Below are 22,162 nucleotides of genomic sequence, written 5' to 3' on the forward strand. Positions count from 1 at the left end.
ACTGCAGCTGCTCCGGCAACTAATGCTAAAATGGCAACAATCACTTTTTTCATTTTGCCTTCCTCTTTTTTGATAATGTCTATGCTTATTTCAAACCTTTACATAATGGAATCAGACAAAGCAGTATGATGATACCGACCATACCGACAACAATACCTAAGATCATATTTCCCCATACCATTGTCAAACACATGCCAACTCCTAACGCCAAAGTTCCTGCAATCCCGACAATCGCTGTCACCACTGCTTTTCCGCTGATCTTTATTGGCTGCTTATGCTCCATTTTTCGCCATACAAACACAGTGAGCAATGCAAATACAATTCCTACGCACCCCACGATAACTCCCGGTCTGAATACATTCCACTCCGGGATCATAGCCATACACATTCCCATTGCAAAAAACAGACAGCTGATAGCTCCTAAAATCAATGTAACAAAACTACTTTTCTTCATTTTGAAATCCTCCTCTTTTCTTTGTTTGATTACAGAAGGTAGCATATATCTTGTTTGTTTCACTTTTGTTCTATTTTTGTTTTTAAAATATTAAAAACGAGATACAGGATATTCTCCCATATCTCGTTCATTCACCATTTCTCTATTTTTTATTCAAGAGATTATTGGCCCTTAAAACAAGGAAATTGTTTTCATAACCTGTATTACCTCATTCAACTGATTCATGCGGTTATGATTTACAGCATATCCTTTTCATTTCCCATAAGTTTCTTTCCCCATAGTTTTATTCCAGTCCACTGGCGCGATTATTTTCAAACTAATAGCGTAGAATAAATCTCAGATGGCCTATTAACCGAATCATTTACTTTGTTTTTTTGTTCATTTTATATACCTTATGTTATCGCATCCTTTTAATTATGTAAACTATTTTGCACCTCATATTTAAAATAAGTTCCTTCCAATGACTGCAGATTCATTGAAAATTTGTCAAGGGAGAATTTTTTGCCAGATCTATTCTATTTCATCTTGACAAAACCGTCAGTTCTCATTAGTATAAAGGAGAGAAATGGGTTTGTACCAAGTATGATTTTAAAATCTGAACGGGTTGCTCGTTTCTTTTTTTATACCTAAAATATCATACAGATAATATTTCCCATTTTTTGCATGACGGATCAACATGGAAACATGATATACATTATACCGTTCCAACATTCCCTGTTCGTTATAAACAGGCAATGCGAATCTGGAATCATACCGATACCATCCAAAAGCTGCATCTCGCAAATGCTTATTTCCAGAATTCTCTCGGAAATGTTTTCCTTCTGCAATCTCAATCATCTCTGGAATTCCTTGCACAGCATTTGCCTTTGCTTTAGCATTGGCTCCTTTCAAAGAATAAGTGTATTTCGATCCTGCATATTCGTCTGGAAAATCACTCCCAATATAAACTGTATCTTTTGTATCTTCAACCATATAGGAATCACCTACATACTGTCTCAAATACTCTTTTACTTCGTCCCAGCAAATCCACCGTTTCCCTTTAAACAAAATTCTAGAAATTACAACGAGTCTCCTGCCATCTTTGTCTGTAATGATTTTCACGGTTTTTTCCATGAGCTGATCCCTCTTCATTTGATTCCTAATTTTTATCGTATATAGGTTATAATATGGCATCCGATAAAATATGTCAACCAGTTTTCTTTCTCACATTTGCGCCCTATGAATCTCCTATTAAACACAATTTTGAAATTAAAAAATACTTTCTGGCACTTTAAATGGCACATAAAAAGACAGGATGCCATACACCCTGCCCACATTTCTACATATTCTATTCCAGTAATTACAATCCCAGTCCATTCACCCATTCCTGCACATCTGCCTCATCAGCGCCGGAACGGAATCTCTCTCCTTCCTGCCAGTCGCCGGTTCCTGCCATTTCCTCTAACAGCTGTCCGCTGTCTCCTATTCCGGAGGATGCTGACGTACAGAACGGAATAACGGTCTTTCCTGTAAAGTCATTGTTTTCTACAAAGCTGTCAACCGGCCATGCAGCGATCCCCCACCAGATAGGGTATCCGATAAAGACTGTGTCATAGGAATCCCAATTTTCTACATCTGTTGAAACCAGCTCTACATCTCTTAAACTCTCATCTTCATGTTCCTGGGATACCCGGCTGTTGTCATCAGACCAGTTCAGGTCATCGTCTGTGTATGGTTCTACTGGTTCCAATTCAAAAAGATCTCCTCCTGTAGTATCGGCAATATAGTTTGCAACTTCCTCAGTGTTTCCCGTTGCCGAATAATAAACAACAAGTACATTTCCGGATCCTGAAGAAGAATCCTCATTATCCTCTGCGCTTTCCTGCTCATCTGCCTGTGCAGTATTGTCCGAAGATTCTGTCTGTGCGGCATCCTCACTGTCGGCCTGTGTGTCCGATGTATTAGAGCCGCATCCTGCCAGCAGGCTTACTGATGCTGCTCCAATCAGTATTATAGAGAGTAATTTCTCTGCTTTCATAATCATCACTTTCCTTTCTGTTTTCTTATTGTCATTCTGTCTGTCCCATGTTTCTTTCCCAAAAATCAACTGCATTGTTAATCCAACCTTCAGCCACCATTCCTTCTCCCAGTCCGAAGCCATGTTGGAGACCATCGAACACTTCAATCTCAGTATCTGTCCCGTTGTTTTTTATCCATCTGATGTAGTTTTCCACAGATCGATAGGAAGCAATCCCATCATTGGTCCCCACACATGCATAGGTGGGAGGTTCATTACCTGTGACTTCCGACAGTCCGGTGTACTGCATGATCACTGACGCCGGTGCTGGATAGTCATCTTCTCCAAATGCCGCTGTTCCATATGAGCCAAGCCATGCCGCCATACGTGCTCCGGCCGAGCCGCCCCATAAAGAGTAGTCTGTCATATCAATCTGCAGTTCCTCTGCATTTTCATGAAGAAAGGCAATGGCTCTTGCCAGATCTTCGCATGCAGTATCTGCACCGGGACGATAGATCAGCGCAAAGGCATTATAGCCTTTTTCGGACAGTTCCATAGCCTGGGGAAAACTGTCATGCATAGCAGCTACATAAACAAAGCCGCCGCCTGCATTGAGAACAGCTGTTTTCGCCCCTGGTTCTCCCCGGAAGAAAAAAAGCCCTGTATTCTCTTTTTCCGGATCCTCCGCCTTTTCTTCCTCTGTATAAATATCGTAGAAAATCTGCTCTCCCGATGCCGCCTGATCCTTCAGGTAATTTACAATCTCCACTGTACGGTTCGGATTTACATTATGATACCATACCAGGATTTCTCCAACATCCTGCAGTGTGAGATTATCATCAATCGTCCGGTCTACCGGGAAAATCAGTCTTCCATAGTCTTCAAACACAGGATCGTTTATCACATCTGTTACTTTTGTCTCCAAAGTATAGTCTCCTCCGCCTCCTGAAGGCTGTCCTTCGGTCTGAAGATTTTCTTCTTCCTGCCTGCCGCATCCTGAAAGGACCAGGACACAGATGAAAATAAAGAAACAAATAACCGACAGGATTCCTTTTTCTTTCATATTTAATAACATCTCCATCTGAAGCTTCTCCTTATTGCGGATACAGCGGCCGGTTTTACTTTTGCTCGTCAACAGGAGGAACCATAGATACATACTGTTTCAGCAGTTCCGGCGTACTGGTATAGTATCTCTTGTTCTGATCCAAAGCGCGGATATCTGCCATCTCTTCTTCTGTCAGAGCAAAATCAAATAAATCAAAATTATCGCGGATATGATCCGGATTCTTGGAACCTGGAATTACAATATTGCCGTCCTGAATATGCCAGCGCAGAATGATCTGGGCCGGACTCTTTTTGTACTTTTCTCCCAGTTTTGCAAATACCGGTTCCTGCAGAAGTGCGGCATCTCCATGTCCCAGAGGATACCATGCCTGGATCACAATATCAGATTTTTCAAGAAATTCTTTCAGCTTTTTCTCCTGATCGTAGGGGTGTACTTCTGTCTGAAGAACCGCCGGCTTCACCTCACACATATCCAGGATTTCCCGAATCTGCTCTTCGTTAAAGTTGGAAAGACCGATCGCCTTTACTTTTCCTTCTTTATACGCCTTTTCCATCAAGCGGTATCCTGCTGTATAGTTTCCTGCCGGCTGATGGATCAAAAGCAGGTCAATATAATCTGTATCTAATCTCTCCAGCGTCTTCTCTACGGCGTCCTCCTGCTCATAAAAGGACGGCCACAGTTTTGTCTCCAGGAAGATCTCTCCTCGGTCAATACCGGATTTCTTTATGGCGCGTCCCACTGCTTTTTCATTTACATAAGCGTTGGCGGTATCAATCAGACGGTATCCGTCCTTCAGCGCATGTGCAACGGCGCTTTCTGCTTCATCCGGTGTCAGCAGAAATGTACCGATTCCTGCCATTGGCATTTTCACTCCATTGTTTAATACTGCATATTCCATGATAATTCCTCCTTATATCGCTTACTTCTTTACAATTTCAGTATAGCCCTTCTTTTTACATACCAGAAGTTCCATTTCGTTAAACAGTATATACCTTTTAGTTTCGATATCTTACTCTACTTTTGACCCGCCGAATACTCCGGACATTGGCAGGATGTCAAGCATCCGGTCAATCTCTTTTACTTCCTCTTTTGTGAGTTCCACATCCGCTGATCTTCCGTTCTCGATCAGCCTGTCATATTTCCTGGTTCCGGGAATCGGTACGATCCACGGCTTCTTTGCCAGCATCCACGCCAGAGAAATCTGCGCCGGTGTTGCATTTTTCTTATCTGCCATTTCCTCCAAGTATCGGATCAGTTTTTCATTTTTATCAAATGCGCGGGCAGTAAACTGCGGCATTGCGCTCCGGTAATCTGTCTGTGCATCAAACTTTGAATTTTTATTATATTTTGCAGACAGAAGGCCGTTTGCCAGCGGAGAGAAAGCCACAAATCCGATATTCAGTTCCTCCAGCACCGGAAACAATTTCTCATAGTCCCGATACATCATAGAATAACGATTCTGTACTGCTGTCACCGGGCAGACTGCATGGGCGCGTCTTAACGTATCTTCATCTGCCTCGGAAATCCCCCAATGAGTAATCTTACCCGCCTCAATCAACTCTTTCATGGCTCCTGCAGTCTCCTCGATGGGAACCTTGCGGTCTATCCGATGAATATAATATAGATCCAAATGGTCTGTCTGGAGGCGCTTCAAAGACCCTTCCAGAGATGTCCGGATCGTCTCCGGTCTTCCGTCCGGAATCAACGGTTTATTCACTTCTTTTGATTCCTCATCAAAACGGATACCGCACTTGGAAGCCAGAACGACCCGGTTACGGCAAGATTTCAGGGCTTCTCCCAGAAGTTCTTCATTATCGTGGGGATTTTCAGCTGTTCCGTAAACCTCTGCTGTATCAAAAAATGTATACCCTTCTTCTACTGCCTTTAAAAGCAGATCTGTCATTTCTTTTTTGTCCGCCGCCGGACCGTAAGCATGGCTCATCCCCATACAGCCAAGACCAATGGCCGATACTTCCAAATCTTTTCCTAAAATACGTGTTTTCATATTTTGTTTCCTCCTTTCTATATGATGACCAATTAATATTGAATCATTTTTCCTGTCTCCATTTATCTGTCTGTTTAAAAACACTCCAGAAATATTTTCAGGATTTCATCCGGCAGGATTCTTCGGTAGCTTCCAGGAGAATAATGGCAGGAATCCGCAATCTCCTTCAGCTCTTTTTGGTCTTCTATTCCAAGTTCTCTTAAAGTCGTGGGAAGTCCTGTCACTTTGATGAAAGATTCAAGTGCATCGATCCCGTCTTTTGCCAGCTCCGCATCTGTTTTCCCTTGTTCCCGGATTTTCCACACATTCCTGGCAAATCTTGAAAATTTTTCAACACCGCTTTTGTATATATGCCTGTAGTAGACCGGATGCAGTACGGCCATTGCCTGCCCGTGACTGCAGTCCGTATAAGCGCCGATCTGATGAGCCATCAGATGACAGGCAAAATCACACTGTTTTCCCAGTTTAATAAGACGGTTTTCAGATAGGGAAGACTCCCACAGAAGATTGCTCCTGGCCCCATAGTCTTGGGGATCCTTCAGTATCATCCTGATATTTCTTATAATACTTTGCATAAGTGTTTCCGAAATCTCATCGGATACATTCCGTTCATCCGGAGCGCTGAAATATGTTTCCATGACATGGGACAAACTGTCAAAAGCTCCGGATATCATTTGTTCTTTCGGCACGGTAAATGTATAGGTAGGATCCATCAGTGCAAACCGGGGATTACATGCCGGATAATCATATCCTGTCTTTCGCCTTTTTTCTTCATTGGTAATAATGGCTGCTCCATTGCATTCGCTTCCGGTTCCCGCCGCTGTGACAACCACTCCCACAGGAATGGGTTCAAAATGAATGACCCCTTTTCTTTCCCAGTAATTCTCCCACGGATCTCCCTTACAATATGCCACAAGGGCAACCGCCTTACAGCAATCCATAACAGAGCCGCCGCCAATTCCAAGAATGATCTGGGCTCCGCTGCTTCTTGCCAGTCTGGCTCCCTCCATCACTTTTCTATAAGTGGGATTTGGCATGATACCGGAAAATTCCACTACGTTTTTTCCGGATTTTATCAGAATCCCCAGAATCTCGTCGTAGATGCCGTTTTTTTTAACGGATCCCATTCCATAAGCCAGCATCACAGTATCGTAATCTTTTATCAGGCTGACAAGAAATTCTTTTACACATCCCGGTCCAAAATAAACTTTTGTCCTGTTTTCATAGATGAAGTTATTCATGCTCTGAAAAACCTCCCTGCATCCACTTTTTGAATAAATTGTAAAAAAGAAAACCTACTGCCAGATCCAGCACAATCCGTTGTAAAAATATTCCATTGCATACTCTCCGCTGTGAGTGCCTCCTTCCTGCTCTTCGTAACTCATTGATTCATAAGTATCGTACTCCAGCTCCACAAGTGTGCCCGGACGCTCTGACTCTCCAAAATATTCCTCCGGAATTTGTGACAGTTCTTCAGGGAATGCAGCGGTCGTCTCCTCCGTGGTTGCCCCCTCCTCGGATGCTTTCTCCTCTCCGATGCTCTCATCTGTTCCGTCCCGTCCGCAGCCTGTTGTTATCGCTATGACCGTCAGAAATATTGCAAACAGTCTGGATTTTTTCACCATTTTTTACCTCCTTATGTATCCGATCTAAACACAGTATAATTGAAAAAAATGAACCGGAGAAGCCATGTATTGGTTGCGGAATATATACCTTAAAGTTTTGACTCTCCTATATAGGACAAAGAATTCCGCTTCGCGCGAGTGCGCATCCCGCAGAGCATTTTATTTAAGGGGAACAAAGTTTCCCCTTAAATAAAAAAGACTGCAGGTTTTCCCTGCAGCCTTTCCGGTCTGTTCACATTATTCAATATTTTCATCATCCAGCCTGTGAAAATCCCGATTCTGTCCAAATACATGGATCAGAGGCAGTACTTTAATAAAACACTCAAAATTCCCTTCTTTTATAAATTCTCGAAGCTGCACATATTCCCGGGAGTTGCACACACAGCTCATTTGTATCTTCGGCTCTTTTGAGTAGCCGCCCATAGCGTCATGATAAATCGTCACACTCTTATGAATCTTGTGAATAATAAAATCTTCAATCTTTTCCATATTTTTCCCGATCATCTGCACATCATACAGTTTGGGGCCCAGATTGAATACAACATAATTCATACTGTTCACATAAATGAGCTGTCCCGCAAATGCATAAGCCAGCTGATCCAGGCTGAATGCCAGAGTCATAATAAGGAGGATCAAAACTTCTTCAAAATAGTAAATCTTCTTCAGCTCTGTTGACTTCCAGATTGTCTTTTTCAATATTTTAGCCACCGTATCATCTCCGCCATAGGAAAATCCGATACGATACGGGATTCCCACTCCAATTCCATAAAGGACAGCGAACGCGGCCAGTGCGATCAGCTTTTCCTCAAAAATAATCTGTATATCAATAAAACTTAGCACCCACAATACCATGGGATACAGGATAGACAGGATAACAATATTGGACACATCTCTCTTCCCCAGAGTCATCCATGTAACAATCAAAATAAGGATCGTAATGACATAGTAAATAAGCGCATAATTAATTCCCGTAAATTTTTCTACAGTCATAGATATACCAGTAATACCGGGCGTAGCCAGTCCGTTGGGAATCATGATCCAGTTGGTTGCAATACTACAGCATAAACAGCCAATAACCAAAAGAAATCCTTTAAAAACCGGTGATTTTTTCATGGTGCTTTCCGCAGGATCTCACATCCTGCTTTCCTCCTCATACAGTTCCTTTTTGTATCTGCTGATACTTCTAACTCCTAGTATAACGAATCAATCTCCGGCCTGCAATATGGCAATTATTTTTTTCTTTCCGCATAGCGGCAGATGACCGCCGGCATTGCTGCGCATAAAATCAGAAGACCTCCCAACACAACCGCTGCCTGAGCTACAGGCCATTGGAATACAAAATAATCCAGCCTGGACTCCATATAGAAGGACAGCAGCAAAAGTCCCGGTATGCCAGGAACAGCAAGCAAAACCAGCGTCAGAATGAAATAAGCAACTCCTTCATTTACCAACATTCTTCTTTGCTGCCGTTTCGTCATTCCCAGACTTTCCAGAACAGCAAATTCCTTTTGCCTTGTCAGGATTCCTACCGCCATAACATTAAAATAATTCATTATCCCTGCAAGAAGCAAAATTGCTCCAAGCGCTCCGAGAAGCAGCCGGCTGCCATTCACATAGCCTTCCGCCTCCTTTTGCAGTATCTGTTTGCTGATCTGGAAAAGTCCCGTTTCCTGTTTCTCCTCTCTTATCTGGTTTTCTCTGGATAAAATCTGCTGTACTTCCTTTTCTGCCGCTGCCTCTTCCCCTTCCTGTACATTCATTTCCACGGAAAAGGTCTTCTTTTCTGTCTGAAGTTTCTCAAATCCTTTCTCGCTAATTGCAAAGTACAGAAGTCTCGGTCCATGCCATGTCTGTTTCAATTCCGGAAAACCTTCAAGTGTTGTGTCCATATAGCCGCACAGTGTCATTTCTGTCGACTCCTTTTCTCTTTCCTCTTTTGTCCGAAGAGAGGTAAACCAGACCGGCTCTCCCACTGCTTCTTCCGCCTGCTTCTGCTTTTCCTTAGACAGAATATGATCCTGCAGGAGAAGTACTCCAAAGCCCTCCTCCAAAGCTTCCATATCCAGTTTCAGCGACTGTTCTTCCGCAAATGCCTTGAGTTGTTCTATTTCTTTGCCTGTCAGAATTTGAATGGTACATCCACCTGTCTCTATAATCATCTGCTCTGTCTTCGCCTCATCCGGATCATCCACAAGCGGGCGAATGCCTGTTTGAGTAAAACAGACGTCCATATAGGCGCCTTCCGTCAGATGCACATTCTCCGGTTTATGATCTGTCACTTTCAGAAGCTGGTTCTTTACTTCTTCAGAGACAGGAGAAAATTCATCATAAGCATTTTCCGATAAAAGTCCGGTCATGCTTCCCTCTGTCAGGAAAGGATCCTCTCCCGGATCTCTTCCAAGATACTCTTTTCCCCACCCCTCTGCTTCTGCCCAGGGGGCAAATCTTCCGGCAATCACAAAATCCGGCATATTATCAAACACGTTGCCGTAATCTGTTCCTTCAGTGATCACCACTGCCCCCATCGTCGTCTCAAGCCCAAGAAACAGTGAAAGAACCGTCCATATCAGCCTGCCGCGGGTCCGAAAAAGATTCTGCCACGCCATACGGCGGATTTCCCGGCGTTCCTTCCATGTATTTTTCTCCGTCTTTTTCTCTGCGTTTTTCTTTCTTCTTTTTTCCGACCTTTCCCCTTTTTTTCTGCCTGTATAGTGCATAGCCTCCAGACAGGACATCTCCACTGCCCGAAATACTACTGCTCCTGCTGCCGCTGCTGTTACAATTCCAACAAAAAGAATCGCTCCTGCCAGAAGCAAAATAGAAAATACGGAAAGACCTCTGCTTCCCCCATACTGTGACAGATACTGCCTGCCCAGGACACGGGGCAGCCATGCAGACAAAAATATCCAGGAACTTCCGGCTCCAACTGCTGTCCCCCCTAAAAACACAATCCCTATCTGTCGAAAATAAAAACTTCGAAGCTGTTTTTTTGTTGCTCCAAGTGTATGCAAAAGACCAATCTGCCTGATATCTCCGGTCATGGAAATCCAAAGTACATTAAAAATCAGAAAATAAACTGCAGCCAGAACAAGAAACGCCCCTAACACAGCCATTTCATATCCTCCCAGAAAACGGTTCAGTGCTTCATAAGCGTAGGTATTTCCTCCGGTAAATGTCTGTGCGTCGTCTGTCATCTTCACATCCTCGTACAGTTTTTCCTCTGCAGTATGTCCGTCTATCCGGTCATCCTGGCAGATCAGAATATCACTTTCTTCATCCAGGTTTCCGCCCCATGTTCTCAGTTTCTTTTCTGAAACATACCCCTGTGCCGGGTGGGAGGCGGGATTGGTGTAATCCCGATACCACCCGCTTAAGAGGAAGGTTGCCTCTCTCTGCTCAAAAAGACCGATCTTCACAGTAAGAGAAATCTTCATCCCTGATCTTGGTTCTGTAATTCCCATCTGTTCCAGGACCCTTATCGGAAGCATTATCTCATTTTCTTCTTCCGGGTAATGTCCCTGGATATCCGTGTATGCAGGTTTCATCATCTCTTCCCATGCAATCTGGTCCAGTACCGCAATCCCACATACCGATTCTGTTTCGTTGTAAGCATATCCGACTCTCTCCATCCGGCCTGCTTTTTCTATATATCCAAGTTCTTTTATTTTTACATACTGCTCTTTGGTGCCATCTTCCAAAATTGTAGCAGCCGCCGTTCCATCCCGACGAACCGTCCGGAGATACTCTGCCTGCATTTTCCCTTTTGCCGTACCAAATACCATGGTAAGTGTAAGGATTCCCAAAGCCACCGCCAAAAACAGTATCATATTCCTTCCACGGCTCCCGGCCGCATTTCTCGCCGCAAGAATCCGTATCACAGAAGGATTTTTTTCTGAAACATGTCCTCTTTGCGCCATCAGAATCTTTCCTCCCATCTTTTCTCTTCGTCAGAATCCGCTGCAAGCCTTCCGTCAGACATACAAATGATCCGATCGGCCATCTGAGCCACCTCCTCCTGATGAGTGACTACAATAACGGTCTGATGAAAACGTGCAGCACATGTTCTAAGAAGTCCCATTACTTCCATCCCGGCCTCTGAATCCAGGCTTCCTGTAGGCTCATCCGCAAGGATAACCGCAGGCTTGGCAAGCAGAGCCCTGGCAATAGCCGCTCTTTGCTGCTGGCCGCCTGATAATGTCTCCGGCATTTGATGCAGCTTTTCTTTTATCTTCAGAATTTTCAGCATTTCCTCCAAAAATGCCTCATCCAGCTTTCCCCCGTCCAGGCGTATCGGAAGCGTAATATTCTCATACACATCCAGCATGGGAACCAGGTTATACTGCTGAAAGATAAATCCGATATTTCGTCTCCGAAAGACAGTCCTTTCCTCTGCCGTCATATCCTTTAAGCTTATGTTTCGTATCCATACTCCTCCTTCTGTAGGCTCATCCAAGGCCCCAAGAAGATTCAGAAGTGTAGTTTTTCCGCTTCCCGATGTTCCTACAACCGCAAGAAATTCGCCCTCCTCTACAGAAAGATCAATACCGTCCAGGGCATGTACCTCATAGTCTTCTGTAACAAAATATTTTTTCAGTCCAACTGCCTTTACAATTTTCATCTTTTCTTCCTCCGGTAATTTCCCAGTATATGCTGGTATATTTGCCATAAAAAGAGAATACTATATAAATCTTACAATCCTGTGACAAAAAAGGGACAGGCCGCTTTTTGTCCTGTCCGCTTTTTCGTTCTCACATTTCTTCCTTTGTCTGCACAGCATCTATTCTTCTGTGGGAAAGAAAATCTCCATCAGCAGTCCTCTTGTTTGTCTCTTTACCCGGATAAAGCCTCCCTGCGCCAGGATGATCTGTCTGGCAAGATAAAGGCCCACCCCAAATCCTTCCTGCACACGGACTCTCTTTCCCCTGTAAAATCTCTGGAATATTCTGTTCTCCTCCCCGGCTTCAATGCCAATTCCGTAATCTCTCACGGAAATTTTAAGAAACATTTCATTTTGCAACGCGCTTACTTCCACATGTCCGCCTTGACTGCTGTACTTTACTGCATTATCCAGCACATTGAAAAAGGCCTCGCCAAGCCAGTTTGGATCGTGCCTAAGTTCCAGATCAGAAGGAAGCGATACCTGGAAGTCCAGTTTTTTTTCTTCTGCCTGTGCCTGTATCTGTCCCAGGGCATTCAGCAGAGTTCTTCTAATATCTTTCGATTCCTTTCTTATCTGTATCATGTCATGTTCCAATCGTGACATTTTGATGAAACTTTCTGTGAGAAACCGGATTTTCTCTTTAGCTCCCTCTGCCGACTGGATATACTGATATGCCTCTTCATTTCTCCCTTTTGTTTCCCCTTTTGCAAGTTCCAGATAGCTTTGGATATTTGCCAGGGGAGTCCGAAGCTGATGGGCAATTTCCGTAATAAGTTTCTGAAGTTTTTCCCGGCTTTTTTCTGCCTCTTCCTGACGCCCTTTCGCCATCCTGCATATCCGAATCAGCCGGTCTTCTATCTTCGCATAGATTGTCTCTTCCCCGGCTGTTCTGTTGGTCACTTCTTTTTCTTCCAGCACAAGTTCCGTGAGCTCAAGCAATGTTTCCATTTCCCGTCTTCTTTGCTTTCTCTCTATCCAAATAGAGATCGTTCCTCCAGCTGCAATACCTGCTGCAGCTGCCGTCACAAGCCAAATCCACATTTTCTTCCTCCCGCCATTGTACTTTTTTCTCATTCTCCAAACCGGTAGCCCAGACCAAATACGTTTTTGATCAGAGCTTTCTGCACTTTTTGATCTCCTATTTTTCTGCGAAGCCTTCCAATCGTGACACTGACTGTATTTTCCTCTACAAATTGTCCGTCAATCCCCCATACGCTCTCAAGGATCATTTCTCTTGTCAGAACCTGCCCCTGATTTTTGGCAAAAAATTCGAGCAGATTATATTCCCTGGCTGTCAGCATGATTTCTTCTCCGCCCCGGAAGACTCTTCTTTTCTCCGGCCAGACTTCCAGATCATCAAAAATGAATACTTTGTCTTTATCTGTCCTTCTAAGAACAGCCTCTATCCGTTTCAGCAGAACTTTCATCTGAAACGGTTTTACTACATAGTCATCTGCCCCGGCGTCAAAGGCTTCCAGCATTTCTCTTTCCTCATCCCTGGCTGTCAGAAAGATAGCCGGAAGTTCTTTTATTCCGTTTCTTAATATTTCTTCGTATAACCGGATTCCGTTTCCATCCGGCAAGGTCACATCTATCAGCAGCAAGTCTAAATTTTCGCCGTTGTTCAGCATTTGTACAGCTTCTTTGCAATCATAAGCACAAGATGCTGCAAACCCGCCTTTTTGGAGTGCGATTTTTAGAGCCTGATTCAGCATTTTGTCATCCTCTATAATCCCGATCCGTGCCATCGTTTTCCCTTTCTTTCCATTGTTTTTCAAGATAGCGTTGGTGTACAAGAAGTCAATACGCTCCCTTGTACACCACTGCTACATACCTATGTAATCATATCACATTGTACCCGCCATGTAAAAATTCCATTATTTTGTTATAATCTTCTGTAACGAATGAATATGCTCATGCGTCTAATAAGCAAAGAGGGGAGGGATGCCAAAATGAACGCTGACTTTGAAGAGCTTTATGAACGCTTTTTTCATGATGTATATTTATTTATACTTGCTGCAAGCGGAGATCCTTACATTGCTGAAGAAATCACACAGGAAACGTTTTTCAGAGCTCTGAAAGAAATCCGGCATTTTAAAGGAAATTGCTCCGTGAAATCCTGGCTCTGTCAGATTGCCAAAAATTTATACATCAGCCAGAAGCGAAAAAAGCCTGCCCTTTCCACCGAGGATATCCCTGTAACGGACATATCTACGGAACAAAGCGCGGAAGATCTTTGTATACAAAATCAACAGGCTCTTTCCCTTTACAAAATCCTTCATTATCTGGATGAACCCTATAAGGAAGTCTTTACACTGCGCACGCTGGGTGATCTTTCCTTCAGGGAGATTGGCGAGATTTTCGGAAAACAGGAAAACTGGGCAAGAGTAACCTATTACCGGGCCCGTATGAAGATCCAGAAAAAAATTCAAGAATAATTTTTAAGGAGCGTGAGTTTATGAAAATATCCTGTAATATCATTCGTGATCTTCTCCCGCTTTACCTGGACCAGGTATGCAGCGAAGAAAGCAAAGATATGATAGAAAACCATCTGACTGAATGCGAAAACTGCCGGGAATACTACGATCAAATGTCTGCCGATGTTCCCGACATCAATATTGATCCGGAAGAATCTGCAGACCCTTTAGATGATAAAGCCATGATAAGAAAATTAAGCCGCCATATTACATCCCGGCAGTTTATGATCACCGGTATTACTTTGATCGTTGTTTTTATCATTGGCTGTTTCCTCAATTCTCCCGACTTTTCCTCTGCCTCTTCTCCGTTCATTGACAAAGCGAAGGAAACCGTACTAGAGACCATACCGGTTCTTGACTCAAGAATTTCCACGGATAAGATTACTCCCGGCGATGCCTACCGTCTGGAAGACGGTTCTATCTACTGTTCCTTTACTGTCAATTCTTCTTTTTCTTCTTTCTCGGAATGTTATGTGACGGATCAGGATGGAGAACAGAAACTTCATACAAACTATTTTACAGACTTCAATGCCCTGGCTTTTCAAAAATCTATAGATGATCGCATCAATGAACTTTTTCATATAAACAGCAGCGATGAGGCGACGACATTCTATATGGTTGTACCTGAAAAATCCGGAACCTGGCCCGATGATGTCAAAAATCCTTCTGAAGGCAGGCTTGTCATTCAGGATACCAGCGGCGTATATTGCATAGGAAAAGGCGGGGAGATTCTCGCTCTGTGGGAAAAAGGTCAGCCTCTTTCACAAGCTCCCCAAGAGATTGAAGAACTAGTCGCCGACCAACGTGCCATGATGGAAGAAGATTATGCACAAATGGAGGAAAATACAGAAGGGACCGACGCTGGCGAAGAAGACGGCACAGTAGAATGGTCAAAAGACTTTAGAAAAAATTTCTGGGGGACAATTTGGGATTCGGAAGAATAGTGCAACAAAGGAGACAGTTGGCAAAACTCCTGTCTCCTCTTTTATCCTATTGAAAAAGTTCCTTTCTCAAAAGCTCCAGCTCATCTTTGTAAATGCAGTTTTTCAAAGTCCCTTTTTCTACCGCTTCCCTGCATTTTTCAAAATCCATCCACATTACTTCTTCTACCTCTTCTTCCTGAAGACTCAGGTTTCTTTCATCTACTTGTTTTTCGTAGAGATAGACAGCGCTAAGCTCATTATCCCGAAAGGGCTTTCCGTAAAATTCATCTTCAAAAGCACTGTACCTCATGCCCGCAAACCGAAGATCGCTTCCTTTTGCATCTATTCCTAATTCTTCTTTTAGTTCCCGCAAAGCTGCCGGGAGATAATCATCTCCTGCTTCCACATGCCCCGCTGATGAAACATCATAACATCCCGGGTTGGAGTCCTTACAGGCACTTCTCTTTTGCAGAAGCAGATCATACCCGCTCTGTTCATTCTTCCGTATGATCCACACGTGAGCAGTAGGATGCAGGCTCCCTTCCAGATGAGCTACTCCTCTTTCTGTAACAATTCCGCTTTTCGATCCATCCTCGTTTAAAATATCAAAAAGCTCCATCGCTCTTCCATCCAATGCTGCCATAAGAAGTGTATCCGTTTCGTCGTACACAAGTTTTAAGGAGAAAAAGGGGTGGTCCTCGTTCATCAGGCGAAAGAAGATCTTATCTCCCTCCCAGATATTCAGATCAAAGACCTTTTCCTTCTCCACCCACTCCAGTTCTCCTTCATCGCAGGGGTGCGGCTCTCCCTCAAATCCGTCGGCGGTATAAAGTGACATGTATTCTGTAACAGAATCCCCATATACAAAGGTGACAATTCCCCTGTATTTCCAGGAGGTCAGTGTGTACCCTGTCTCCTCCCACACTTCCCGCAGCAGACATTCCTCCGGGCTTTCACTGTCTTCAAAGTGACCGCCCACTCCGATCCATTTATCCTTATTGACATCATTCTTTTTCACTGTCCGATGGAGCATCAGATATTTTCCGTCTTTTTCAATATAACATAATGTGCTTAATCTTATCATATTTCTTCTCCTTTGTACTCCTGTGTACTTTTTATACTACTATATAAATTTTATGATATCTTATCTGACTGATTCCGGCAATATCCTTTACACCGGTATACTGTCTCTTACGCATAGTGCTCCATATCCCACCTGATTATTGGGATAAACTGTGAAACCGGGGAGTTCTGCTGCTCCTTTTCTCAGATATGCCTTTATCTTCTCCCCATACAGATAGGCATCATTTCCCCTGACAATCCCCCATTCCATCAAAAGAGAGGCCGCCCCTGTCACAAAAGGCACTGCAAAAGAAGTTCCTGTTACAGAAACAATTCCCCCTCCCGGAGCCCGGGTTGATATATTTACTCCAGGAGCTGCCAGATCCGGTTTGGTACGATATCCTTCTCCATCTGCACCCCGTCCGGAAAAATCTGCATACGTAAAAGTCAGTGCATTATAGGCCCCTACGGTAATAACCCTGGAAGCTGTTGAGGGGATAGTGAAGGTTCTTTCCTCAATAGGGAAAAGAAAGCCTGTTCCCCGATTGAGAACTTCCTCCGACGGAAGCCACATCTGATAATTTCCGTCCACTACCTTTCCCGCTGTCAGAACAACAGTCCACACTCCTGAAGCAATATAACTGTCCACCGGAAGAAGATCAATAAAAATCTCCTGCACCAGACTATAAGGACTTGGCTCTCCATAATATATCAGAATTTCTGTAGGCCCCACCCGTATTCTCTGCGTACCTATCACCTCGCGGATAGGTTCTGTCCGAACGCCGGAAGGCGTAATAATAGAAAAGCGCACTTCATCAGCGTAAGTCTTCCAGATCTGGATATTTAAAGTAGGCTGGCTTTCCTGGACCGCCAGCTGTACCTTCACTTCTTCTCCGCTTCTGATCTTTCCGGAGGTGTGCCCGGCGCTGTTTCCTTCGTTGCCTGCCCCTACACAGATGCTGGTACGTCCCAGGTTCGCAATGTCATCCATATATCGTTCCAGAAGCGAACTTCCGTCATGTGCTCCATATGTATTACCAAAACTGATATTCATTGCCATAGGCATCTGATATTCCAGAGACTTTCGGACGGCATAGTCAATTCCCATCAGCAGCTCTGTTGTCCTCGGGAAGCCGTCTGCCCTTGGAGATGCCAGTTTTACGATCAAAAGGCTGCTCCCCGGAGCCACACCTGCATACCTGTCTCCTTCACTGCCTCCGCCTCCGGCTGCGATGGCTGCAACTGCCGTCCCATGACCTGACCGGTCTTCTTCCGGTACTAATCGCCTTCTCTCCCCTTCCGTTTCCGCACGGATAGCGCGGTCAATCTGTTCCGCCGGATATTCTGCTCCTATCTGGTAGCCTTCCGGCGGCTTTGCCTCCTCTGTCCCCCGGGCGGCAGACTGGTCCCACATGGCAAGAATGCGTGTCGAACCGTCTTCCCATCTGAAATCCTGCAGCATATAGTCAATGCCGGAATCTATAATGGCTATCAATGTTCCTTTCCCGCTCAAAGAAAAAGGTGTATCCTGCACAGCATTTATGCAGGATACACGCTTTCCGTCATATACCTGGAAAAACAGCCGCTTCGGCTTCTCGATATACTCGATTTCCGGCAGCAAAGACAGCTCGTTTAAGCGGGACTCCAAAATCGTGATCACCGCGTATTCATTCAAAAGCTCTGTCACCTGAACAGCTATCGCTCTGGCGCTTTCAAGGCTTCCGGAATATTTGACAATAACATCCCACTCCCGGTCAATAGGATAATATCCCACATCCAGTTCCAGCGACTTTTCCCTCTCCTCTTCCGTAGCATCCAGCGCAAGGTTCAAAAGATTTTCTACCTTCTGGCTTTTCATCCGGCCACCTCGTTTTCCTTCTGCAGTATCGTCCTGTATTTGGACACTGCATTTTTATTACATCATATGCCCGGAATATAAGAATATAACCTTTCCTAGCACACTGCAATCCCCGAATCTGTGTATGGTGCGATAGAAAGAGGGATAAAAAATCCTCTCTCGTGGCGGCACAAAGGACAGATCTCAGGTACCTTTGACCCGCGGAAGATGTGCCCGCAGTTCAGACACATCCATGCCCCCTCTTCGGCAAATTCAAAATAGGTATTATTTTCCAGAAGTTCTTTGATCGTCCCGAACCTTTTCGCATGTATTTTTTCCACTTCTGCAATCTGGAAAAATGCAGACGCCGCCTCCAGAAATCCCTCTTCTTTTGCCTGATTTCCAAACACCTGATAGACATCTTTATATTCTTCTGTCTCGTTGTGCTCTGCAGCAGCCAAAAGCTCTGTCAGAGAATCAAAGGTATCTACCGGAAAACCGCTGCATATTTCGATGGTCTGCCCCTCTGCCTCTTTTAAAAGTTCATAATAGCGCTGGGCATGAGCCCGCTCCTGCTCTGCCGTAAAAAGGAAAATCTGGCTCACTGCATACATATGATGCTCCCGGGCCATCTCTGCTGCAATGGTGTAGCGGTTTCTTGCCTGACTTTCTCCCGCGAACGCCTTCATCAGATTTTCTTTTGTTTTGCTTCTTTGAAAATCAACTGCCATGATACATACTCCTTTCATTTGCTTTCTATAGTATGTACCATGGCAGTGCCAGATTATTCATTATTTTATTGGAATCCGATCAGTCTCCTTGCAACAGTATACGCCAGAGACGAAATCTTCCGTCCGGATCTTCCCGGAAGATTCATTGTCTGTCCTAAAATCCCATAACGGATCTTAAAGTAAGTTTTTACATCCTTCTTCCTCAAATATAGCCAAAGGTCCTTCTTTTTATCAAGATTTTCCCTCTCCTTAGAGCGGATACACAGAATAGAAGAAACCGTCATCATGATAGCCAGATAGTTTATCATATATTTTTTCAGCTTCTTATTCGTTATCTCCTTCATCTGATACATATCGATCATTTTCTTTGTCACAAAGATCTGCTGGTCTACCCGTTTTATCATAACCTTTTCGTTGACGGATTGATCTTCCCGGCCGATATAATAACGGTAAAAATCTTCATCCATGTAATACATTTTTCTCACATGGGGCAAAGGATAGTATACATATATATTATCAACATAAAATGTATGCTTCGGCAGACGCAGCTGGCAGAGCTGCAAAAGCTCTGTTCGGTAGATAACGGAGTGCATCAGAATATACTGATCCAGATGGAAATGACCGATATCAGACCAGTGAAAAATCTCATCCTGGGGCAGTACATTCCGATAATGGATACACTTTTTATTCTCCATGCCTTCTTTTTCATAAACATAGTTGGCAATCAGCATATCTACCTGCTGTCCCTCTTCTTCAAATCCACGAAGCACCTGAAGGATTCGGTGCAAAGATTCTTCCTTGACCCAGTCATCGCTGTCTACTACTTTAAAATATTTGCCGGACGCTGCTGCCAGTCCGCTGTTGACAGCATCTCCATGCCCTCCGTTCTCTTTATCGATCACCTTAATAATATCCGGATATTTTTCAGCATATTCATGTCCTATTCGTGATGTATTGTCCTTTGATCCATCATTGACAATGATAATCTCTACATCCTCTCCCCCGGGAAGAATACTTTCGATTGCATGAGTCATATACGCCTCTGAATTATAACAGGGAATTGCGAATGAAATGTATTTCATAATTTTTTCCTCCTCGACTTCTTTAGTATTATATAGTATTCCTGCCTTTTTTCCAACTTAAACTTTGCAAAATCTTCTTTGTCTGATTGTAAAAAAACTTTTTTTCCGTTATATTTATAGTAAGTACACACAACGGAGGTAAAAAGGCATGAAAAAAAATATCATTGTGGGACAATCCGGAGGTCCGACTGCTGTCATCAACGGAAGCCTGTACGGAGTTGCTTCAGAGGGCGTCAAAAAAACTTCTGACATTGATACAGTATACGGTATGATCAACGGAATTGAAGGATTTCTCCACGGTAATTATATGGATCTGGGCGCTCTTGACAAAACAAATGAGCTGGAACTGATCCGCACTACTCCCGGAGCTTATCTTGGTTCCTGCCGTTACAAGCTGCCGGAAGATCTTCATGATCCGGTTTATCCGGAACTCTTCCGCCGTTTTGAAGAGCTGAATATCGGCTATTTCTTCTATATCGGCGGAAATGATTCTATGGATACGGTAAGTAAACTGTCACGGTATGCCGGTTTTATGAACAGTGATATCCGCTTTATCGGCGTTCCTAAGACTATTGACAACGACCTGGTAGAAACAGACCACACTCCCGGATATGGGAGCGCTGCAAAATATGTGGCAACCACTGTCCGTGAAATTGCGATCGACGCTTCTGTATATGATAATAAGAAATCTGTCACCATCGTAGAAATCATGGGACGACATGCCGGATGGCTGACTGCCGCCAGTATGCTGGCAAGGAAGTTTAAAGGCGACAACCCGGTTCTTATTTATCTGCCAGAAGTAGCCTTTGATCCCGATGCATTTATTGAAAAAGTCCGCTCTTCTCTTGAGAAAACCCCCAATCTGGTGGTATGTATTTCTGAAGGGATCAACGACGGAAAAGGAACCTTTATCTGTGAATATGCAAGTGAAGTGGGCACAGACAACTTCGGTCACAAAATGCTGACCGGTTCCGGCAAATACCTGGAAAACCTGGTAAAAGAAAAACTGGGCGTTAAAGTACGTTCTGTAGAATTGAATGTATGCCAGCGCTGCTCCTGCGCTCATCTCTCCCGTGTGGATCTTGACGAGGCGGTAAACGCCGGCATTTACGCCGTACAGGCTGCACTTGCCGGAGAAAGCGGTAAAATGATCACCTTTATCCGCAACAAGAGCGTTCCCTATGAATTGTCCTACGGCACAGCAGATGTCAACATTATCTGCAATAAGGAAAAACCGGTTCCCGCACAGTGGATCATCGGCGAGGGCTCTGATATCAGCGAAGAATTTGTGGACTACGTACGTCCTCTTACTCAGGGACATGTAGAACTTCCCACAAAGAACGGAATCCCGCTCTTTGCTTACAGAAAAGAGAATTAATGACCAAAAGACAGGAGGCATGATCTGCATGCCTCCTGTTTTCCTGTTTAGTCGGAACTCGTTGTCCTACGGGTCGTCTATACGTACTCTAAGATTCCACGGATATCCCGCACAACTGCGTCTGCTCCGGCCTCTTTATATTTCTGCTCCGCCGCCGCAAGTCTTACTTCCTTTTCTTCTTCCGGAAGGGCCTCGAATTCTTCCTTGGAAAGTCCTACAAGAGAACTTCCCTCCAAAATTCCGACCGTAAATACACCGGCATTTTTTCCTTCCCTGATATCAGAAATGGTATCGCCTGCCTTAATGACCTTATCTACAGAAGTCACTTTTAATGTTTCCATATTTTTAAAGATCATATAAGGATAGGGGCGCCCCATATTTCCGGTGGAGTCCGGGCTGTACCAGCAGTCCGGCTCATATCCCAGTTCCGCCGCCTTTGGCACAACGACTCCCATCATCACATCTGTATATCCTGTTGTAGATCCGATCTTAATTCCCTTTTCTCTGAGAGCTTTCACCGTCTCAAGGACATAGGGCTTTGGATCAGAGTACTGATCCAGTATCTTAAGAAGGGACGGCTCATAACTTTCATACATTTTGTCAGCATCCGCATCTTCCGGATCTCTCCCGTATTTCTCTCTCCATGCCGCCTTGATCCTCGGCATCTCCAGCATGGTGCGGATATGATCCCACTTCAGCATACCCATGGGTTCCCGCACTTCCTCCATTGTCGGCTCTACTCCGGCATTTTTAAATACTTCTGTGAAAACCTGCACCGGTGCAAAGCATCCGTAATCTACTGTTGTGCCTGCCCAGTCGAAAATCACTGCTTCTATTTTACTCATAATATCTGTATCCTTCTTTCG

The 22,162-nt window shown here is 44.2% G+C and carries 21 protein-coding genes; 3 read left to right on the forward strand and 18 right to left on the reverse strand.

From position 1 onward, the window contains the following. Window positions 1-85 precede the first annotated feature (85 nt). The 13 genes from R2J37_RS12510 to R2J37_RS12570 all read right to left on the reverse strand — a co-directional run bounded on the left by R2J37_RS12510 (window position 86) and on the right by R2J37_RS12570 (window position 13,554). A complete protein-coding gene (locus R2J37_RS12510) occupies window positions 86-454 on the reverse strand; it encodes a hypothetical protein (protein ID WP_316265341.1) in 369 nt (122 codons plus the stop codon). A gap of 588 nt (window positions 455-1,042) precedes the next feature. After that, window positions 1,043-1,627, reverse strand: coding sequence for a hypothetical protein (locus R2J37_RS12515; protein WP_316265343.1), 585 nt, complete (start codon window positions 1,625-1,627; stop codon window positions 1,043-1,045). Window positions 1,628-1,793: 166 nt separating this feature from the next. After that, window positions 1,794-2,471 carry a flavodoxin gene (locus tag R2J37_RS12520; RefSeq protein ID WP_316265345.1) on the reverse strand — a complete coding sequence of 226 codons (678 nt, stop codon included), beginning with the start codon at window positions 2,469-2,471 and terminating at the stop codon, window positions 1,794-1,796. Window positions 2,472-2,502: 31 nt separating this feature from the next. Further along, entirely contained in the window at window positions 2,503-3,531 is a 1,029-nt protein-coding gene (locus R2J37_RS12525; RefSeq protein WP_316265346.1) for an alpha/beta hydrolase, read from the reverse strand. 37 nt (window positions 3,532-3,568) lie between these two features. After that, window positions 3,569-4,414, reverse strand: a complete 846-nt coding sequence (locus R2J37_RS12530; RefSeq protein WP_316265348.1) for an aldo/keto reductase — start codon at window positions 4,412-4,414, stop codon at window positions 3,569-3,571. A gap of 111 nt (window positions 4,415-4,525) precedes the next feature. Further along, the gene (locus R2J37_RS12535) at window positions 4,526-5,521 is read right to left on the reverse strand and encodes an aldo/keto reductase (RefSeq protein WP_316265349.1); all 996 of its coding nucleotides are present in this window, start codon (window positions 5,519-5,521) and stop codon (window positions 4,526-4,528) included. A 74-nt stretch (window positions 5,522-5,595) separates the two neighbouring features. Beyond that, a complete protein-coding gene (locus R2J37_RS12540) occupies window positions 5,596-6,762 on the reverse strand; it encodes an iron-containing alcohol dehydrogenase (RefSeq protein ID WP_316265350.1) in 1,167 nt (388 codons plus the stop codon). 54 nt (window positions 6,763-6,816) lie between these two features. Beyond that, window positions 6,817-7,146, reverse strand: coding sequence for a hypothetical protein (locus tag R2J37_RS12545; protein WP_256193662.1), 330 nt, complete (start codon window positions 7,144-7,146; stop codon window positions 6,817-6,819). Between the two features lie 237 nt (window positions 7,147-7,383). Next, window positions 7,384-8,259: a YitT family protein gene (locus tag R2J37_RS12550; protein ID WP_316265353.1), complete on the reverse strand. Its 876-nt coding sequence runs from the start codon at window positions 8,257-8,259 to the stop codon at window positions 7,384-7,386. Window positions 8,260-8,375: 116 nt separating this feature from the next. Then, window positions 8,376-11,081: an ABC transporter permease gene (locus tag R2J37_RS12555; RefSeq protein ID WP_316265355.1), complete on the reverse strand. Its 2,706-nt coding sequence runs from the start codon at window positions 11,079-11,081 to the stop codon at window positions 8,376-8,378. Beyond that, window positions 11,063-11,764: an ABC transporter ATP-binding protein gene (locus tag R2J37_RS12560; protein ID WP_316265357.1), complete on the reverse strand. Its 702-nt coding sequence runs from the start codon at window positions 11,762-11,764 to the stop codon at window positions 11,063-11,065. Before R2J37_RS12560 ends, R2J37_RS12555 begins: the two co-directional genes overlap by 19 nt. A 159-nt stretch (window positions 11,765-11,923) precedes the next feature. Further along, window positions 11,924-12,847: a sensor histidine kinase gene (locus R2J37_RS12565; protein WP_256193665.1), complete on the reverse strand. Its 924-nt coding sequence runs from the start codon at window positions 12,845-12,847 to the stop codon at window positions 11,924-11,926. A gap of 29 nt (window positions 12,848-12,876) precedes the next feature. Continuing rightward, window positions 12,877-13,554: a response regulator transcription factor gene (locus R2J37_RS12570; RefSeq protein ID WP_230105364.1), complete on the reverse strand. Its 678-nt coding sequence runs from the start codon at window positions 13,552-13,554 to the stop codon at window positions 12,877-12,879. A gap of 204 nt (window positions 13,555-13,758) precedes the next feature. Here R2J37_RS12570 and R2J37_RS12575 point away from each other — a divergent pair, with 204 nt between their 5' ends. Further along, complete coding sequence (locus tag R2J37_RS12575; protein WP_230105363.1) at window positions 13,759-14,244, forward strand: RNA polymerase sigma factor; 486 nt, start codon at window positions 13,759-13,761, stop codon at window positions 14,242-14,244. Window positions 14,245-14,264: 20 nt separating this feature from the next. Continuing rightward, the gene (locus R2J37_RS12580) at window positions 14,265-15,227 is read left to right on the forward strand and encodes a zf-HC2 domain-containing protein (protein WP_316265360.1); all 963 of its coding nucleotides are present in this window, start codon (window positions 14,265-14,267) and stop codon (window positions 15,225-15,227) included. A gap of 46 nt (window positions 15,228-15,273) precedes the next feature. Here the strand turns inward: R2J37_RS12580 and R2J37_RS12585 are convergent, their stop codons facing one another. The 4 genes from R2J37_RS12585 to R2J37_RS12600 form a co-directional block, all read right to left on the reverse strand. Beyond that, window positions 15,274-16,290 carry an NUDIX domain-containing protein gene (locus R2J37_RS12585; RefSeq protein ID WP_256193667.1) on the reverse strand — a complete coding sequence of 339 codons (1,017 nt, stop codon included), beginning with the start codon at window positions 16,288-16,290 and terminating at the stop codon, window positions 15,274-15,276. A gap of 87 nt (window positions 16,291-16,377) precedes the next feature. Further along, window positions 16,378-18,126: a S8 family peptidase gene (locus R2J37_RS12590; RefSeq protein WP_316265361.1), complete on the reverse strand. Its 1,749-nt coding sequence runs from the start codon at window positions 18,124-18,126 to the stop codon at window positions 16,378-16,380. 95 nt (window positions 18,127-18,221) lie between these two features. Further along, the gene (locus tag R2J37_RS12595; protein WP_230105359.1) at window positions 18,222-18,836 is read right to left on the reverse strand and encodes a rubrerythrin family protein; all 615 of its coding nucleotides are present in this window, start codon (window positions 18,834-18,836) and stop codon (window positions 18,222-18,224) included. A 65-nt stretch (window positions 18,837-18,901) separates the two neighbouring features. After that, entirely contained in the window at window positions 18,902-19,918 is a 1,017-nt protein-coding gene (locus tag R2J37_RS12600; RefSeq protein WP_230105358.1) for a glycosyltransferase family 2 protein, read from the reverse strand. Between the two features lie 148 nt (window positions 19,919-20,066). Between R2J37_RS12600 and R2J37_RS12605 the strand changes: the two genes are divergently transcribed. Continuing rightward, the gene (locus R2J37_RS12605; protein ID WP_230105357.1) at window positions 20,067-21,296 is read left to right on the forward strand and encodes a 6-phosphofructokinase; all 1,230 of its coding nucleotides are present in this window, start codon (window positions 20,067-20,069) and stop codon (window positions 21,294-21,296) included. Window positions 21,297-21,373: 77 nt separating this feature from the next. On the opposite strand, the gene phnX is transcribed toward R2J37_RS12605, so the two are convergent. Beyond that, window positions 21,374-22,141 (reverse strand): phosphonoacetaldehyde hydrolase, encoded by a 768-nt coding sequence (gene phnX, locus R2J37_RS12610; RefSeq protein WP_316265363.1) that lies wholly within the window; start codon window positions 22,139-22,141, stop codon window positions 21,374-21,376. Window positions 22,142-22,162: the final 21 nt, after the last annotated feature.

It is taken from the genome of Claveliimonas bilis, assembly GCF_030296775.1.
Classification (GTDB): domain Bacteria; phylum Bacillota; class Clostridia; order Lachnospirales; family Lachnospiraceae; genus Claveliimonas; species Claveliimonas bilis.